Below are 18435 nucleotides of genomic sequence, written 5' to 3'. Positions count from 1 at the left end.
GTATGGTTTTTATTTGAGCAATCTATGCAAAAACTGAAGAAAAAGGATTTCACAACCATCAATTTTTTTCAAAAAACGGTATTACATCAATCAACTCCTTATTAGATTACCCAAGTAATAAGTTTCTATAATTAATTCATAAAAATATTGGAAAAATTCCATTATTCCTGTGAGCAAATATGAGAGAGATGGTGATTACTGAATCAACATGAAAAAGGCTCTTCTTATCTTTTACAGTAAAAGATAAGAAGAGCCTTTTAACTACTATTGCTGCTTTTTTGCATTATCAATAATTTGCATTAGTTCTTCCAACATATCAAAGGGTTGATATTTCCCAATCTTGCGTTCATCTATTGTTAATTTTAACTGCATGCCATCCATACCAAAACCAACAGCACGCTCGAATTTCATCGATTCTTCAATAATCTTACTGCCATCGACACTTGCCGTCCCTCGTTCTGATAATAGTATTGTAATAAGTTTTTGCTTCTCCTTTACAGATACTACTCCCGCACCTAAGCCCCAAACTTTCATTCGTGCTATTCGAAGTAAACGCTCTGTTTCAATTGGAAGATCGCCAAATCGATCCTCTAATTCCTCCCTGATTTCGTCATACTCCTCCACCTGATCCATGGCTTTAATTCGTTTATACATTTGGATCTTTTGATAACCATCTGGAATATAAGCGTCTGGAATATAGGCATCAATACTCAGCAAAATTTCAATATCTGGCTTTTCTTCTTTTTTCACGCCTGTTTGACGTTCCGCGATGGCATCCTGAAGCATTTGTGAATATAAATCAAAGCCAACTGAATCAATAAAGCCATGTTGCTGCGCTCCAAGTAAGTTTCCTGCGCCCCGAATAGATAAATCTCGCATCGCAATTTTAAAGCCTGAGCCAAGCTCTGTAAATTCTTTAATTGCTTGTAAACGTTGCTCCGCTACATCTGTCAGAACTTTGTCGCGTTGGTACATAAAATATGCATAGGCTACTCTGTTAGAACGTCCAACGCGCCCGCGTAATTGGTAGAGCTGGGCTAAGCCCATGCGATCAGCATCATGGACTATTAATGTATTTACATTCGGTATATCGACACCTGTCTCGATAATCGTTGTCGTAACAAGCACATCATAGTCGCCCTCTAAAAAGGCTAAAATCACTGATTCTAGCTCTGACTCAGTCATTTTTCCATGAGCAAAGCCTATCCGTGCTTCAGGGACCAGCACTTGAATCTCCTCAACCCTTCGAGCCATATCCTCTACCCGATTATACAAATAAAATACTTGTCCGCCACGTGCCATTTCCCTCTCAATAGCTTCTCGTACTAATGCACCGCTGTGCTCCATCACATATGTTTGAACTGGGAAACGATTAGCAGGAGGCGTCTCAATAACAGATAAATCTCGGACCCCTACCATGGACATATGAAGTGTCCTTGGGATTGGTGTAGCTGTTAAAGTTAAGACATCGACATTTGTCTTTAACTGCTTAATTTTTTCCTTATGCGTCACACCAAAACGTTGCTCTTCATCCACAATTAGCAGACCAAGGTCTTGGAAAATTAAATCTTTAGATAAAATACGGTGTGTTCCAATAACTATATCGACTCGGCCCTCTTTTAAGCCTTTTAATGTTGCTGTTTGCTCCTTTTTCGAACGGAAGCGAGATAACAATCCAACATTAATGGCAAAGTCCTGAAAGCGCTCACGAATAGTCTCATAATGTTGCTGGGCTAGAATGGTTGTAGGGACAAGGAATGCCACTTGCTTTCCATCTTGAATAGCCTTAAATGCGGCACGAATGGCTACCTCTGTTTTACCATAGCCTACATCACCACAGACTAAACGGTCCATAGGGCGTTCACGTTCCATATCTCGTTTTACTTCAACAATTGAACGTAGTTGATCTTCTGTTTCTTCATAGGGGAACATTGCTTCAAAATTACGCTGGTCATCGTTATCAGGTGTAAAAGCATGCCCTTTCTCTGCTTCACGCTTTGCATACAGCTTTATTAAATCATCCGCAATATCCTGTACAGCAGAGGATACCTTCGCTTTCGCCTTTTTCCACTCTGCTCCACCTAATTTATGTAGCTTTGGTTCTCGATCCTCTGACGCCACATATTTTTGGATTAAGTCTATTTGCTCAACAGGTACATATAATTTATCGTCTGCACGATATCGAATATGCAGATAATCCTTATGTGTACCATTAACCTCTAATGTCTCTACTCCAATATATTTACCAATCCCATGATGAACATGTACAACATAATCACCTGGCTTAATTTCCGTATAACTTTTAATACGTTCAGCATTGGTCATTTTTTGTGTGCGTGTTTTTTTCTTTACCTGCTGTTTAAAGAGCTCGTCTTCTGTTACAATTGCTAAACGCTGTAGGGGCAATTCAAAGCCACTCGACAAGCCACCATCTACAATATAAATACCAGGTTCTGTTGGCTCACCTATTGTTGTATGAATATCGTATTCTTCAAGCATTTGCTGAACTCTTTTCACTCGTTCTTTATCCCTTGCTATGATGAGAACTGTAAATTTGCCTAGTAACCAGCGTTCAACCTCACTTTGAAGCAAGGACATTTGTCCATGAAATTGCTGCATTGGCTTGCAAGAAAAGTTGGTTGTTTTACTAAACGTAATCCCTGCAAATGTTCGCGAAAACAATGAAAATGAAAGCTTTTGTTGTGACAACATCGCCAATATTTCTTTTAATGAGAAGGCAGGTTTGACATCGTGAACCATTTTTCCCTCTTCGATTAAAGATAAAAACCACTCATCTTCTTCACGCTCCCATGCATCCATTACCTCTTGAATACGTCCAAGCTCGTCAAAAAGTACAATACCATCATGTTCAAAGTAATCTCCTAAAAAGGCTGTTTTATCGTATAATAATGAGCCATACTTGTTTACATAATCAGGTAAATTCCCTTGTTGTAGCAACTCAATATCATATTGAATATGCTGATACAGAAGTTCTTTTGTCTCCTGCTTTTTAACCTTCTTTAGGCTGGCTGCTAATGCCACTTCTAAACGGTCTGCTAATGCCTGTCTTTCTGATTTTGTAAGAATGACCTCTGAAGCAGGGAGAATACGAATTTTTTGTAATTTATCAATAGAACGTTGGTCATCTGCTGAAAATGTTCGTATGGAGTCAACCTCTGTATCAAATAATTCAATACGAATTGGTGATTCTAAATAAGGTGGATAAATATCTAAAATTCCTCCACGTAATGCGAACTCTCCAGGTGATGTCACCATTGAATTCCGTACATAGCCCATCTCAACTAATGTTTGCAACCATTTATCAATTTCAACATCTTCGCCTAATGCGGTTTGTAAAAAATAGTGTAGCCAGTGTTCTTTTGGTTGCATTATTTTACGTAGACCAGCCACAGGTATTACATATACGGCTTTCTCACCTCTAGCTAAGCAATCGAGCGTCGCGATTCGCTCCGCGCGAAGTTCTGGTGAAGCCACAGAAAGATCGGCTGCAATAAATTCATCCGCAGGATAATAGTGAACATGTTCCTCACCTAATAGTCCAACAAGCTCATCCGCCATTTTTTGTGCCTGCAATAGATTAGGAGAGATAATGTAGATTGGCTTCTTTACATATTCAAATAACACATCAACCATTACTGGGCGTGCGCTTCCTGTTAAACCTGTTATAAGCTGTGATGCAGTTTGACCGCTCTGAATTTCCTTTAAAAATGATGTAATATGTTTATCTTGCGACACAAGCTGTCGTAAAACCTCCACAGTCAAGCTCCTTTCAGCATAAATTCTATATTTTTATTTCTATTATTCTAGTGTTATTTTACATATCTCTATTAATGGCTGTTTTATGAAATGGAAAAAGCCTTGAACACACATAAGTGTGTCAAAGCATCCTTCCAATTATTGAATCCATTTATTGAGTGCGTGATAATCTGGATATTGTCTCAGCGAATCCTCACATTGCTCACAAATGCAGTGCACAGTCGTTTGACCATGTTGATCTTTCTCAACATAATCATCCGCTTCTCCTAATTCGAAAATATGCAACTTTCGAATTGTATCATCTGCATCAAATGGTAGTGTCCCTATTTCTACTTCACAATGCCGACATCGATAGCGAACTGACATCTCCAAATCATCCTCCTTTAAGCAACTTTCTACTTAAAGTATAGACATTTATAAAAAGGATTATGCACTTTTCACTGTCATCATCATTGTAATAACTTGAAAATTAGAGAATTAATTTTTACCTGTAGCTAAGACTATTCACTACAAGTATTAGCTGTAATAATAGTGTAAGGCAGTTCATTACTCACCTTACACCATGCCAATTATCCAAAAACTTTAACAGAAATTTTATTACTTCCATCTATTTGCTTGCGTTAAAGTGATTCATCACATCAAGAAACGGCTTTGAAAGAGATGCTTCAACAGCGTTTACAGAATTTACAATGGCGTCTTGCATAAGAACTTGGTCTTCCTTCGAAAATTTAGCTAAAACATAGTCTGCTACCTTCATGCCCGCTGGCGGACGATTAATGCCCACTCGAATACGATTAAATTCCTGAGTACCTAAATGTTGAATTAACGATTTAATGCCGTTATGACCACCTGCACTCCCTTTTTGTCGCAGACGTAATTTACCTGTCTCTAAATCCAAGTCATCATAAATGACAACTAAATCTTCTACCTCTATGTCAAAATAGTCCATTAGGGGACCAACACATTCCCCTGATAAATTCATATATGTTAATGGTTTAACAAGTAGAACCTTTCCTTCTGGTCGATGTACAGTAGTGTACATCCCGTTAAATTTTGAATTTGTTAAAGGTGTTCCCCATTTTTCTGCTAACGCATCAATAACATCAAAGCCAATATTATGTCTTGTATGCTCATACAGTTTACCTGGGTTTCCTAAACCAACGATAATTTTCATAAGTACCTCTCTTCTTTCAAATCTAATAGTCATTATTTTACCATATAGCACACCTAGAAAGCATTTTGTACAATTATTAAAAGGCATAAAAAAATAAGGCTAACAAGAAAGCTATAGCCTTCTTATTAGCCTTAAGCGTCAATTACTTTTATACTGTCTCTTGCCCTTCTTCACTTTCTGTAGCCTCTTCCTCTACAGAAACAGGTGCCACAATTGTTACTAACATATAATCATCTTCACTAATAATTTCAACAGGTGTAGCATCGCGAATATCTGCTACTGTTAGGGATTCCCCAATTTTCAACGATGAAATGTCCACATCAATTGATTCAGGTAACTCTGTTGGCTTTACTTTTACTTTTAATTCTAAGTTAGGCTGCATTAGAATACCGCCCTCACTCACGCCAACTGACTGTCCAAGTAATTTAATCGGGACATCAGCTTCTAGCTCTTCCGCCATATTAATGGCTAAAAAGTCAATATGATTTACTTCATCTTTCAATGAACATTGCTGAATCTCTGACACAACAGCATTCACCTTTTTCCCCTCTAACTCTAGCGAAAACACACTATTTTGCCCATTTTTTTGAATGGACTTTTTAAAATCTTTTGCAGCAATAGAAATTGGGGTTGAATCTACTTTGTAGCCGTAAATAACTGCAGGAATGGCTCCCCCTTTTCTAAGTTGGGTTAATGTTGAACGATGCCCAGTTTCGCGCTTTGTAACACTTAATACTGTACTCATACTTCTTTATTCCCCTTCCAAGAAAATTATTTACGCCTCAACAATAATTCGTTGTAGGCTATGATAATATTTAGCTCTATTTGTTTAAGGTAGAGTAAATATTATTAAGACACATTATTATTATACCCCTTTGTGAGAAGGCTCACACATAAAACACTCATCTATTTCTTCGCCTTGATAAAATAGTGCCTAATTTATATTGAAAAGACCAATCTACTCAAAGAGTAGATTGGTCTTATACTTACAATATTTATTAATCAAATAGAGTACTTACAGATTTATTTTCATAAACGCGAGAGATAGCATCCGCCATTAATTTAGCTACAGAAAGCTCTGTAATTTTTGGAGATTTTTTCTCGTCTGATAGCTGAATTGTATTTGTCACTACTAATTCTTTAATAGCAGAGTTTTCAATACGTTCAATTGCTGGACCAGATAATACAGGATGTGAACAGCAAGCGTAAACTTCTTTTGCACCAGCAGCACGTAACGCATCTGCCCCAATCGTAATTGTACCTGCTGTATCAATAATATCATCAATCAAGATTGCCACTTTACCATCAACATTACCAACAATGTTCATCACTTCCGCAACGTTTGGTTTCGGACGACGTTTGTCAATAATTGCAATCGGTGCTTTTAATCGTTCAGCCATTTTACGAGCACGTGTTACCCCACCATGATCTGGTGAAACAATAACGATCTCATCTCCTGGAATACCTTTAGATTTGAAGTAATCAGATAGTAATGGTACTGCCATTAAGTGGTCGATTAGGATATCGAAGAAACCTTGGATTTGAGGTGCGTGTAAATCTAATACGATAACACGTGTTGCACCAGCAGTTTCAAGTAGGTTTGCCACTAATTTAGCTGTAATTGGCTCGCGCGCTTTTGCTTTACGGTCTTGGCGTGCATAACCATAATAAGGCATTACAACGTTTACTGTACGAGCAGATGCACGTTTAACTGCATCTACCATAATTAAAAGCTCCATTAAATGTTCGTTTACAGGTGCAGAAGTAGACTGCACGATAAACACATCACAACCTCGAATACTTTCTTCAATGCTAATTTGAATCTCTCCATCACTGAAGTGCTTAACAGAAGATTTACCTAATTCTACGCCCATTTCCTGCGCAATTTCTTGAGCTAATGGATTATTAGAATTAAGTGAAAATATTTTTAATTGTGAGTTTGCATAATGATACGGCATGATGGCCTCCTGTTTAGTTGATAATTATTTTGAATTTAATTTGCTTACATAATTCGGTTTGTTTTCTTGTCTTGCACGAGCTATGGCAAGTGCATCTTCAGGAACTTCTTTTGTAATTGTAGAACCTGCTGCAATAAATGAACCTTTTCCAACTTTCACTGGCGCTACTAAGTTAGTATTACATCCTACAAATACATCATCTTCAATAATCGTTTTGAACTTGTTTTTTCCATCATAGTTTACTGTAATGGAACCACAACCAATATTGACGTTACTACCGATCTCGGCATCGCCAATATAGCTTAAATGTGAAACTTTCGAGCCATTATCTAGCTTGCTTTTCTTCACTTCTACAAAGTTACCAATTTTCACATGACTACCGATGTCTGAAAGTGGTCGAATATGAGCAAATGGCCCAATAGCAGTATCCTCTGCAATAGTGCTTTCACGGACAACTGAAGAATGTATAGTTGTACGATCACCAACGCGGCTATCTATGATTTGAGTATTTGGACCGATAATGCAATCTTCACCGATCACAGTAGCACCTTCAATCATTGAGCCAGGTTGAATCACCGTATCACGCCCAATAACTGCATCTGCACTAATATGCGTTGTTTCAGGATGGATAATTGTTACACCATTCCGCATATGTTTCTCGTTGATTCTTGTACGCATTAATGTCTCGGCTTGTGACAAAGCCACACGATCGTTAACACCTAGTGTTTCTTCAAAATCATCAGTGACATATGCTTCAACAATATCACCTTGCTTTTGTAAAATTTCAATGACATCTGGTAAATAATATTCACCTTGCGCATTATCATTTTTCACAAGTTTCAATGTTTCAAATAATAATTTGTTATCAAAGCAATATGTGCCTGTGTTTATTTCTTTTACTAATTGCTGCTCTGCTGAAGCATCTTTTTGTTCAACAATTTGCTCCACCTGTCCGTTATTGCCACGTAATATACGGCCATAGCCAGTTGGGTTTTCAGCAATTGCAGTTAAAATAGTTGCTTTAGCATTCTTTGCATGATGATGTTCGAATAGAGCTTGCATTGTTTCAGGACGAATTAGTGGTGTATCTCCACATACAACTAACGTTGTACCTTCTTCATTACCTAAAATGGCCTCTGCTTGTTGCACAGCGTGCGCTGTACCTAGTTGTTCAGCCTGCAGCACATACTCACTTTTTTCACCAAGCTGTTGTTGCACTTTTTCAGCACCATGTCCGACAACCGTTACAATGCGATTCACATCTAACGTCTGAATATGATCCACCACATGTTGTACCATTGGTTTCCCACATACTGGATGGAGCACTTTATATAATTTGGACTTCATACGTGTACCTTGACCTGCAGCCAAAATGACAGCAAAAACATTGCTCATCAGTAAGTCCTCCAATACGCTCATTTTCTCTTATGACTATATAGCAAAATTCATCTATTTTCAAGGCATGTAGAGTTGACAAAAACATGAATTCCTAAATCCAATGCACCTTATGCTCGAATGTCATGAAGTATATCCTGAAATTGCTCATATTATCTTTTTATCAAAATAAAAAGAACCCTTCCAACTAGAAGAGTTCTTCCTATCTTTTTTACCATCAGTTTGTAACATATCCTTAAAAAGTAAGTTATTTACTATTTATTACACACCGATTCCCTCTAATTCTTCCTCTTTACCAGCTTCCTCTACTTCACTAGAGTTATGATACTCGTTTAAAATGATCTCCTGAATTTTATTTCGAGTATCAGAATTAATTGGATGAGCAATATCTCTAAACTCCCCATCTGGTGTTCGTTTACTAGGCATAGCTACAAATAAACCAGTATTTCCATCAATGACACGAATATCGTGAACAACAAACTCATTATCAAGTGTAATGGAAGCAATCGCACGCATGCGACCATCCGTCTGTACCCGACGTAATCTCACATCAGTAACTTCCATTTTCTCACCACCTCTCTTCTTGGATGCCTAAATGAAAATATCATATTCTCAATTACCGAATATTTTCCTTTTCATAGTCTATCAAATTTTCTAAAAAATTTGAATACTTATTAGAATAATATTTTTTCTTATATACGTAATTTTTGACAATTGTTTGTCAGCGTAAAAAAACCCACTAAAAAGAATAAAGGATCTTTTTAGTGAGCTTAACAAGTTTTAATTATTTTACGATTGCGATTACTTCGATTTCTACTTTTACATCTTTCGGAAGACGGGCTACCTCTACAGCTGAACGAGCTGGTTTATGATCACCGAAATGATTTGCATAAACTTCATTCATCGCTACAAAGTCATTCATATCTTTCATAAAGACCGTTGTTTTCACAACATTATCTAAAGAAGTTCCAGCTTCCGCTAAAACCGCTTTTAAATTAGCAAATACTTGATTTGTTTGTACAGTTATATCGCCTTCCACTAAATCACCTGTAGCTGTTAATGGAATTTGACCAGAGCTATAAAACATTCCGTTAACAATAATACCTTGTGAATATGGTCCGATTGCTGCTGGTGCATTTGTTGTTGCTACTACTTTCATTTGTCATGTCCCCTTTTAGAAAAATAGTTACCTTCACTTAATGCAATTGTTCGATCTTTTTCATTAACTTCATGAAGCTTTACAAGTGAATAATAATCATCTACTAATGTTTCGTCCGCATGCTCAGCCTCCACAAGCACTGCAATGCCTGCTAGCTGACAGTCAAACTCCTCTAAGAGGTTTTTCATGCCATTCATTGTACCGCCGACCTTCATAAAGTCGTCCGTAATTAATACACGTTGTCCACTCTTCATGCTTCTTTTTGATAATACCATTGTCTGAATTCTTCTGGAAGAACCAGATACATAGTTAATGCTTACTGTAGAACCTTCCGTTACTTTACTATCTCTTCTCACAACTACCACTGGTACATTTAAATGTCTTGCGATGGCATGGGCGATGGATATCCCTTTAGTTGCTACTGTCATTATGACATCGATTTGTTGATCTGCAAAGGCAGAAGCAAAGACCTTCCCTACACGATTAATTAAATCTGGGTTTCCAAGCAGGTCTGTCATAAATAAATATCCACCTGGTAACAATCGATCTGAATGTTCTAACTCTGCTTTTAAATCTTGAATCACTAAACGTACTTCAGCCTCGGACATTTTCGGAATATACTTTACTCCTCCTGCAGCACCCGGCACTGTCATCAATAACCCGATTCCTTTTTCTTCGAAAGTTTCTTTTACAATCGTTAAATCTTCACTAATGGATGACTTAGCAGATTGATATAGTTCTGAAAAATAAGTTAGCGGGATCAGCTGATGTGGATGTTCTAGTAAGTAGTACGTCATATCAACTAGTCGTTCACTACGCTTCCATTTCATGCGACCCTCTCCTAAACACGAATATTTATAGGTAAAATTAACACAAATTTGCGTTTCTAAGCAAGCGTATTTCGCTCACCTAAAATTCGTACTGCATAAACTTCCTCACAAAAACCACGTAAACCATTATAAATGCGACTTACACGAGCTTCACTATCCACAAGCCCAAATACAGTTGGACCGCTTCCACTCATTAACGTAGCATCTGCCCCAAAGCGCTTCATTTGTTCCTTTAACATCACAACTTCTGGGTGTAGCTTAAATGTTACAGTTTCCAAAACATTTCCTAATGATGAACATAATAGCTCATAATCTTTTGTCTCTATAGCTTGTATCATCTGCTGTGTATTGGGGTGTTGCAGTCCTTCAACCTTAAGACCCCCATAAACTTCTGCTGTCGACACACCAATTTTAGGCTTAGCTAGTACAACCCAACAATTAGGTGGAGCTGGTAATTCTTTTATTTTTTCGCCTCGCCCTGTAGCGAGTGCCGTGCCTCCGTAAACACAAAACGAAACATCCGAACCAATTTTAGCACCAAGCTCCGCTAATTCATCTATTGATAAACCTAAATCCCACAGTTCATTTAGCCCTTTTAATGTTGCAGCTGCATCACTACTACCTCCTGCGAGTCCTGCTGCTATGGGTATTTCCTTTTCAATCGTAATGGATACACCTTGTCTAATGCCATATGTATCTTTAATGAGACGCGCTGCCTGATAAGCAAAATTACGATGGTCATTTGGTACAAAATTATCTGTTGAAGTGATTTGAATAACACCATCTTCTCGAGATTCAAGACTGATACGATCAGCTAAATCGACTGTTGTCATAACCATCTCCACTTCGTGAAAATTATCGGGTCTTTTATAAAGTACATCTAATGTTAAATTGATTTTTGCAGGCGCCTTTACATAAAGCATATTTCTTCCTCCTTATAGCTACACGTATAAACAGTTCTTTTTTTCGCGCAAGATTATTCATTTTATTTTACCATATTGAGAATACGAAAATGGAAAAAAAGAACCGTTTACCCTATTCGGAGTAACGGCTCTCTCTCGTCAGTTGTATTTGTTGTGTCAGTAAGGATTTTCATCCCTGCTGAATGAAACTTTATAAGATGACTATTTTAGCAAAAACAGCCTACTTACGCTCTTGCTCACTACTTGCCCGTTCAGCCATTTCTATGGCACGTTTGACCATATTACCAGCATCACGAGCTTTTATGCCGCCCCAGCCTTCCTTTTGCACAACATCATAAAATCCAAGTTCTTTTGCGATCTCTTCTTTTAAACGAGGTGACATGATACCTTTTCTAGGCATATAAACTCCTCCTTTAACAACTGACGAATTTAGTATGCCCGTGAAAACGCAAAACACTCATGTATTTTAAATATACATGAGTGTTTCTAAAATATAGAAATAAGTACTAGAAACTATTTTGCGACAGCAGCCTTTGCTTCGTCTAAAAATGTAATCTCTACTGCTTCAGTTAAAATATCTGTGTAGCTATACGATACGCGCTTGCACGTATTGTCTTCTTGATCGAGCTCTACTACAAAGATGGCGCGATATGTCTCACGTAGTATCCCTGCACACTCAACCGTTTTCTTGCGACCACCGTTTGCTTTTAATTGCAAACGTTTACCCAAATGACAATCCAACGACTTTTTAATGTCCGCTAAAGTTTTTGGCATTTTCGCTTACACCTCACTAATAACAAGTATAAGCTAATGGCCCAAAAATGTCAACAAAATATAATATTTTATCAGCCTCTTATAAATCTTGTCAACTTATTTTTTATAAAAAAATATATATTTTTTTACATATCCGAAAAATTGTTAACAAAAATTTTTACTTTACAAAAACAGGATGCAGTGCATCGGCTAATTTCCCAAACTCTTGAATTGAAAGTGTTTCTCCACGGCGAGTTGGCTCAATATTCGCTAGCTCTAATGCCTGTAAAATGTGATCCTTTTGTGCCTTTCCATTTGGTAAACCAGATTGCAGGTTATTATAGATTGTTTTTCTTCGCTGAACGAATGAGGCACGCGTTACAACAAATAAAAAATCCTCATCTATTACTTTTACCGGTGGTTCCTCATGCTTGATAAGGCGAATTACTGCAGAGTCGACGTTAGGTTGAGGCATGAAAACTGTTTTTGGCACTGTCATCGCAATATCTGCTTTCACGTAATATTGTATTGCAATTGATAATGAACCATATTCTTTCGTCCCTGGCTTAGCCGTTATACGGTCTGCTACCTCTTTCTGCATCATCACAACAAAACCACGGATCGGTAATCTGTCATTGAGTAATTTCAGTAAAATTGGAGTCGTTACATAATACGGTAAATTTGCTACAACCATAATATCATCAATACCTGGCATCTCATCTGCAATTACTTTCTCCACATCTGCCTTAAGTATGTCAGAATGAATAATAGACACGTTATTATATGGACTAAGCGTATCTTCTAGTACAGGTAATAAACGTTGGTCAATTTCAAAGGAAACTACCTTTTTAGCGCTTCTCGCCAAATGCTCAGTTAATGCCCCAATCCCAGGACCAACTTCAATTGCGCCACTATTCTCAGTTAAATTGGCGTGACTCACTATATTTCTCAAAATGTTCGGGTCAATTAAGAAGTTTTGACCTAAACTTTTTTTAAATGAAAACCCATACTTTTTTAAAATTTCTTGTGTTCGAATTGGTGTCGCAATATCCTTATGCATCATTTTCCTCCTGATCTAACTGTGCGATAGCCGCACCAAATTGCTCCTCTGTAATCTGAAACATTTTCAATCTTTTATGAAGTTGTTTACCGTTTGTAGCACCTATATTTAAGATTTCCCCTAGTCTATCACGACGCTGCTTTGCTTGTGGATGTCCAATTAAACGAGCAGTCATTAAATCTTCCAGTGTAATTACCTCTTTGTTTAGCACCTCATGTATAGGGGTATAGACATGTTGTAATGCCTCACGTATATCCTCATCAGCAGCATGCTCAATCCCTAACCCTTTACCGTTTTTAGCAATCGTTTTCGCTTTTGGTAAAAAGGCATGCTTCACCCCTTTTACACGCTCCTCGATAATGGCCCGTATTCGACGTCCTGGATAGTCTGGATCAGTAAATACAATAACTCCACGTTTTTCTTGGGCGTGCTGAATTCGCTTTAACGTTTCTTCAGAAATTGCAGATCCATTTGTTTCTATAGTATCTGCTTGTACAGCACGTTTAATAGCTGTCGTATCATCTTTTCCTTCAACAACAATAATTTCTTTAATTTGCAAAAAGGCTCCTCTTTTCTATCTACCTTATCTTCTGACCATTTTACAACTGCTCTATACGATTTGTACAGGAATACAAGGTCCAGATGAGCTTATCTTATTCAACTTACTCTCTACATACCTTACAGCATCATTTGCTAAAAAATAATAAAGAAGCCTTCCCGCCAGTCAAAACAGGAAAGCTCCATTTGTGAAAAACATTTTGATTAATTTTACAATTTTTTTAATTTAATACTTTAACGCGCACTTTCTTACGTCCCCAGTTACGTGCTTGAGCATCTGTTTGTACAAGTATGTCAATCTTATTACCCTTAATTGACCCACCAGTATCCCCAGCTATAGCAGTTCCATAGCCTTCTACCCAAACCTTTGATCCTAGCTTAATAACAGAAGGGTCAACTGCTATCACCTTCAAGCCAGAATTTGAACGTAGGTTTATACCAGTTGCTGATGTACCAGTACAACCGTTGCAATATGGTGTATATGCTGTTGCCGTTACGTAAAATTCTTTACCGTTAGCAGGCTCTGCAGAACCACGTGACACAGTTGCTGCACTTGCAACGATTGTTTTTGTGCCTACTGCAACCACTTGTTTCTTCGGCTCTTTTAATACTTTCTCAGATTGCAGGTTTTTTGCCACAACCTTACCGTTTTCTTTGACAACCTCATACGTACGAGAAACCGAACCCTTCTCGCCCGTTGCTACTACTTTTTGTTTCCCCTTTTGCAATGAAGCATCCTGCTTCTTTTCAACTGCGAAATCTAAAGAGTCTTCCACTACATCGATAACCTTTTCTACGCGAACTACTGTGATTTTACTCTCCGGAGTAATAACGTTCTCCAGGTTATTTTCGACACGATCGAATTCATTTAGCTGAATTCCTTGTTGTTTTAAAAAGTTAGCGACCGTAGTCGAAGTGGACCATACTTGTCTTTTATTTACGCCATCGACAAGCGCTACTTGAAACGCTTTTTGAATATCGATTTTGTTTTCTGCTCCTAGTTCAGTATCTAGACCTTGCGCTAAAGAGTCATGTTCAGATACTTTAATATTTGCTTCCTTCAAAATGTCCTTCACAAGTGTTTCAGTTGTCCAAACTTTTGACTGATTTCCATCAACTGAAATAGTTACTTCTTTTGCCTGTTCCCATGTAATTGCTAATCCATTAACAATTTTGGTGTTCAGAGAGGGTGAAATTTTGTCATGCTCTGCTATATCTATATTTTGATTTTGTAATAATTGTTCTACAGTTTTGGCATGTGTTGATACTTCGATTGTTTCTCCATTTGCTTCAAGCTTAACGGATTTTTTCGTACCCTGATAAAGCACGAAAGAGATTACAGACACAAACAGGACAAGTGAAATAATTCTTATCACTGTTTGCTTACTCCTCAATGATCCTAAGAACAAGTTTTTCATGGAATTATTTGACATGAAAAAACGCCTCCTTAATACAAGGTTGGATTATACGGACTAGTTTTGGCACTGTCAACCCGAAAGTATTTCTCTGAAAATTGACTTCTTGTTTTTTGCCAACCACAAACCCTGTATTGGAGGCATCTAAGCTAGTTAATTGTCAATCCCAAAAAAATTTTTCGCATTGGCTGTAGTTGCTTGTGCAATTTCCTCAATTGTCAACCCTTTCAAACGTGCGATTTCCTCAGCAACTAAAGGCACGAAAGCGGGTTCATTGCGCTTACCTCGATGTGGATGTGGAGCTAAATAAGGAGCGTCTGTTTCAATCATCAAGTGCTCAAGAGCTATTTCTGTCGCTACTTCCTTTGGTAGACGTGCATTTTTAAATGTCACTGGTCCCCCAAGACTAATCATAAAATTCATAGCTATACATTCACGCGCTGTTTCTACACTTCCACTAAAGCAGTGCATAACACCCCCTACGGATGCAGCATTTTCTTCACGTAAAATTTGTACAACATCACCTGTTGCATCCCTATTATGAATAACGATTGGTAAATTGATCTTTTGAGCTAATTGAATTTGCTTGCGAAAAAGTTCCTGTTGAACGTCTTTTGGAGACTTATCCCAATAGTAGTCCAATCCCGTTTCACCAATGCCAACTATTTTTGGATGTGAAGCTAATTGCTCAATCCACTCTAAATCTTGTTGAGTACAATCAATCGCGTCTACTGGATGCCAGCCAATGACACCGTAAACAAAATCATATTGCTCTATTAATTGCATTGTTCTCTCAATGGTTTTACGGTCGAAACCAATAACTACCATTCTTTCTACTTTAGCTTCAAGAGCTCTATCAATCACTTCTTGAAGATCTTCCTCATACTGATCTGCGTTTAAATGTACGTGTGTATCTATAAACATCTTCATTCTCCTAACATTGATTTTATTAAAATTTATTATTTCATATTTTTCGTGGTCATTACAATTTCATTACAAACTATTCGACATTGTGACATTCCACTTAATCGACATTACCTAAAGTAGTTCTTTAAACTCATAAAAGTATATTTTTCACGCACCATAAATTATTTCAAAATAATTTAATCCCATTTTCTCTAACAGATTTGAAAAGCCTGCTGAATAATTCATATTCAGCAGGCCTTCCTTAAGTTCATTACTTTACTTTTGCACCATTTTCGAGTTTAGGATCAACTGATGCTAATTTTAAAATTCCATCTTTCTCACCAGCTAAAATCATTCCTTGTGATATTTCACCACGTAATTTCACTGGTTTTAAATTTGCTACGACAATTACTTTTTGACCTATTAAATCATCTGGTGTATAGAATTTCGCAATACCTGAAACTACTTGACGTTGCTCATATCCTAGATCAACTTGAAGCTTTAATAATTTATCTGCTTTCGGAACAGTTTCACATGCAGTCACAGTAGCTACACGCAAGTCAACTTTCATAAAATCATCGATAGTAATTTCAGGAATTTCTGGATTTTCTTCAGTTTTTGCCGCCTTTTTAATTTCTTCATCCTGTGGTGTTTTCACAGAGCCACGCATTTCCTCACGAATATAAGTAATCTCAACCTCATTTTCTAAACGTGGGAAAATCGGTATCCCTTTTTCTACCACTTTAATGTTTGCTGGAATAGTATTGCCGAATGTTTCAATTGTATCCCATGCTAAGAATTTGTCATCTAATCCTAACTGATCGATCATACGTTTCGGAGTTGTTGTCATAAATGGTTGCAACATGACAGCGATTTGATGTAAGCTTTCTGCCAAATTTCGCATAACTGCACCTAATTTTGGCTTGTCTGACTCCTCTTTTGCTAACACCCATGGTTGTGTCTCATCTATATACTTATTTGTGCGGGAAACAAGCGTCCATAAGTCTGCAAGAACAACACTAAATTGCATTTTTTCCATACTTTCTTCATATTTAATACGTACCGACTCAGCTTGCTCTTTTAAAGCTGCATCAAATTCTGTCGGTTGAAGATTTTCTGTCGGAATAATACCATCAAAATATTTATTAATCATTGAAATTGTACGATTTAATAAGTTCCCTAAATCATTAGCCAGATCAAAGTTTGTACGTTCAATAAATGATTCTGGTGAAAATACCCCATCAGAGCCAAATGGTAATTCTCGTAATAGGAAATAACGTGTCGCATCTAGACCATAACGCTCGATTAACATTTCAGGATAAATTACATTACCTTTTGATTTAGACATTTTACCGTCTTTCATCATAATAAAACCGTGAGCAAATACCTTTTTCGGTAATGGCAAATCTAGTGCCATTAAGAAAATTGGCCAATAAATCGTATGGAAACGAACAATATCCTTCCCAACTACATGTACATCTGCTGGCCAATATTTATTGAATAATGATTCATCTTCTGATAGATATCCTAAGGCTGTAATATAATTCGTTAATGCGTCAACCCACACATAAATAACATGCTTTGGATCTCCTGGTACTTTAATTCCCCAGTCGAAGGATGTTCTTGATACTGATAAATCCTCTAGTCCTGGTTTAATGAAGTTGTTAATCATTTCATTTTTTCGTGATTCTGGCTCAATAAATTCAAGGTTCTCTTCATAATAAGCTAATAAACGATCTGCATATTTCTTCATATTAAAGAAGTACGATTCTTCTTTAACCTTATGCACCGGACGACCGCAATCAGGACAGTTCCCGTCAACTAGTTGAGTCTCAGTAAAGAATGATTCACACGGTGTACAGTACCAGCCTTCATACTCACCTTTATAAATATCACCATTATCTAAAAACTTTTGGAAAATCTTTTCGACAGCTTTCGTATGTCGATCCTGGGTTGTTTGAATAAAGTCATCATAAGAAATATCCATTAACCCCCAAAGTTTTTTCGCAGCATCTGCAATTTCATTTACATAATCTTGAGGATGTTTACCCGCTTCTGCTGCTTTTTCTTGAATTTTTTGGCCATGTTCGTCCATTCCTGTTAAAAAGCGTACATCATAACCTTTTAAACGTTTATAGCGTGCAATAGTATCAGATGCTACTGTTGTATATGCCGTACCAATATGAAATTTCCCACTTGGATAGTAAATGGGTGTTGTTATATAGAATGTTTTTTGTTGTTCACTCACTAGAACTGCCTCCATTGTTTTACAATATACTTTCTATTCTAACGAAGTACGAAATTCGTTTCAATGAAAGTTTATTAAACGCGAAAATTGTCGAATAATATATTTAATCCATTAAATGACTTAAATAAGAACCTTTTTTACTATTAACAAAAATATTTATTAAAAACCTTTTAAAAAAATTAAAATACCAGCATTCTTCTCAAAAATTTTTTTTAAAAACCATAATATTAGTGCATTAATTAATTGACGTTTATGGCATTACTTGGTATGATAACTATC

At 37.1% G+C, this 18435-nt stretch carries 17 protein-coding genes; all 17 read right to left on the bottom strand.

Annotated elements, in window-relative coordinates; translation table 11 throughout:
• Nucleotides 1–264 precede the first annotated feature (264 nt).
• On the bottom strand, nucleotides 265–3777 hold the full coding sequence (mfd, locus tag NP781_RS23060) for a transcription-repair coupling factor (RefSeq protein ID WP_221683398.1): 3513 nt from the start codon (nucleotides 3775–3777) through the stop codon (nucleotides 265–267).
• A gap of 138 nt (nucleotides 3778–3915) precedes the next feature.
• On the bottom strand, nucleotides 3916–4143 hold the full coding sequence (locus NP781_RS23055; protein ID WP_016993788.1) for an anti-sigma-F factor Fin: 228 nt from the start codon (nucleotides 4141–4143) through the stop codon (nucleotides 3916–3918).
• 241 nt (nucleotides 4144–4384) lie between these two features.
• Entirely contained in the window at nucleotides 4385–4951 is a 567-nt protein-coding gene (gene pth / locus NP781_RS23050) for an aminoacyl-tRNA hydrolase (RefSeq protein WP_257520909.1), read from the bottom strand.
• Nucleotides 4952–5099: 148 nt separating this feature from the next.
• A complete protein-coding gene (locus NP781_RS23045) occupies nucleotides 5100–5696 on the bottom strand; it encodes a 50S ribosomal protein L25/general stress protein Ctc (protein ID WP_221683396.1) in 597 nt (198 codons plus the stop codon).
• Between the two features lie 253 nt (nucleotides 5697–5949).
• Nucleotides 5950–6909 carry a ribose-phosphate diphosphokinase gene (locus NP781_RS23040; protein WP_004229183.1) on the bottom strand — a complete coding sequence of 320 codons (960 nt, stop codon included), beginning with the start codon at nucleotides 6907–6909 and terminating at the stop codon, nucleotides 5950–5952.
• A 24-nt stretch (nucleotides 6910–6933) separates the two neighbouring features.
• Entirely contained in the window at nucleotides 6934–8304 is a 1371-nt protein-coding gene (glmU, locus tag NP781_RS23035) for a bifunctional UDP-N-acetylglucosamine diphosphorylase/glucosamine-1-phosphate N-acetyltransferase GlmU (protein ID WP_257520908.1), read from the bottom strand.
• A gap of 261 nt (nucleotides 8305–8565) precedes the next feature.
• Complete coding sequence (gene spoVG, locus NP781_RS23030; protein WP_004229187.1) at nucleotides 8566–8868, bottom strand: septation regulator SpoVG; 303 nt, start codon at nucleotides 8866–8868, stop codon at nucleotides 8566–8568.
• A gap of 220 nt (nucleotides 8869–9088) precedes the next feature.
• Nucleotides 9089–9463: a RidA family protein gene (locus tag NP781_RS23025; RefSeq protein ID WP_004229189.1), complete on the bottom strand. Its 375-nt coding sequence runs from the start codon at nucleotides 9461–9463 to the stop codon at nucleotides 9089–9091.
• The gene (gene purR / locus NP781_RS23020; RefSeq protein WP_004229190.1) at nucleotides 9460–10293 is read right to left on the bottom strand and encodes a pur operon repressor; all 834 of its coding nucleotides are present in this window, start codon (nucleotides 10291–10293) and stop codon (nucleotides 9460–9462) included. The genes NP781_RS23025 and purR overlap by 4 nt, the downstream gene beginning before the upstream one ends.
• 56 nt (nucleotides 10294–10349) lie before the next feature.
• A complete protein-coding gene (ispE, locus tag NP781_RS23015; protein ID WP_009374181.1) occupies nucleotides 10350–11216 on the bottom strand; it encodes a 4-(cytidine 5'-diphospho)-2-C-methyl-D-erythritol kinase in 867 nt (288 codons plus the stop codon).
• Nucleotides 11217–11436: 220 nt separating this feature from the next.
• Nucleotides 11437–11616: a small, acid-soluble spore protein, alpha/beta type gene (locus NP781_RS23010; RefSeq protein ID WP_004229193.1), complete on the bottom strand. Its 180-nt coding sequence runs from the start codon at nucleotides 11614–11616 to the stop codon at nucleotides 11437–11439.
• Between the two features lie 113 nt (nucleotides 11617–11729).
• Entirely contained in the window at nucleotides 11730–11990 is a 261-nt protein-coding gene (gene veg / locus NP781_RS23005) for a biofilm formation stimulator Veg (RefSeq protein ID WP_004229199.1), read from the bottom strand.
• Nucleotides 11991–12147: 157 nt separating this feature from the next.
• Complete coding sequence (rsmA, locus tag NP781_RS23000) at nucleotides 12148–13029, bottom strand: 16S rRNA (adenine(1518)-N(6)/adenine(1519)-N(6))-dimethyltransferase RsmA (RefSeq protein WP_257520907.1); 882 nt, start codon at nucleotides 13027–13029, stop codon at nucleotides 12148–12150.
• A complete protein-coding gene (gene rnmV, locus NP781_RS22995) occupies nucleotides 13022–13588 on the bottom strand; it encodes a ribonuclease M5 (RefSeq protein ID WP_004229206.1) in 567 nt (188 codons plus the stop codon). Before rnmV ends, rsmA begins: the two co-directional genes overlap by 8 nt.
• A gap of 220 nt (nucleotides 13589–13808) precedes the next feature.
• Nucleotides 13809–15020 (bottom strand): resuscitation-promoting factor, encoded by a 1212-nt coding sequence (locus tag NP781_RS22990; protein WP_009374180.1) that lies wholly within the window; start codon nucleotides 15018–15020, stop codon nucleotides 13809–13811.
• Nucleotides 15021–15155: 135 nt separating this feature from the next.
• On the bottom strand, nucleotides 15156–15926 hold the full coding sequence (locus NP781_RS22985) for a TatD family hydrolase (protein WP_048395439.1): 771 nt from the start codon (nucleotides 15924–15926) through the stop codon (nucleotides 15156–15158).
• Nucleotides 15927–16179: 253 nt separating this feature from the next.
• A complete protein-coding gene (gene metG / locus NP781_RS22980; protein WP_373880529.1) occupies nucleotides 16180–18171 on the bottom strand; it encodes a methionine--tRNA ligase in 1992 nt (663 codons plus the stop codon).
• Nucleotides 18172–18435 lie beyond the last annotated feature (264 nt).

Origin of the sequence: Lysinibacillus sp. FN11, assembly GCF_024628845.1 — a bacterium.
Classification (GTDB): domain Bacteria; phylum Bacillota; class Bacilli; order Bacillales_A; family Planococcaceae; genus Lysinibacillus; species Lysinibacillus capsici.
The sequence above is the reverse complement of the archived record's forward strand: the minus strand, read 5'-3'. Positions and strand labels throughout refer to the sequence as shown.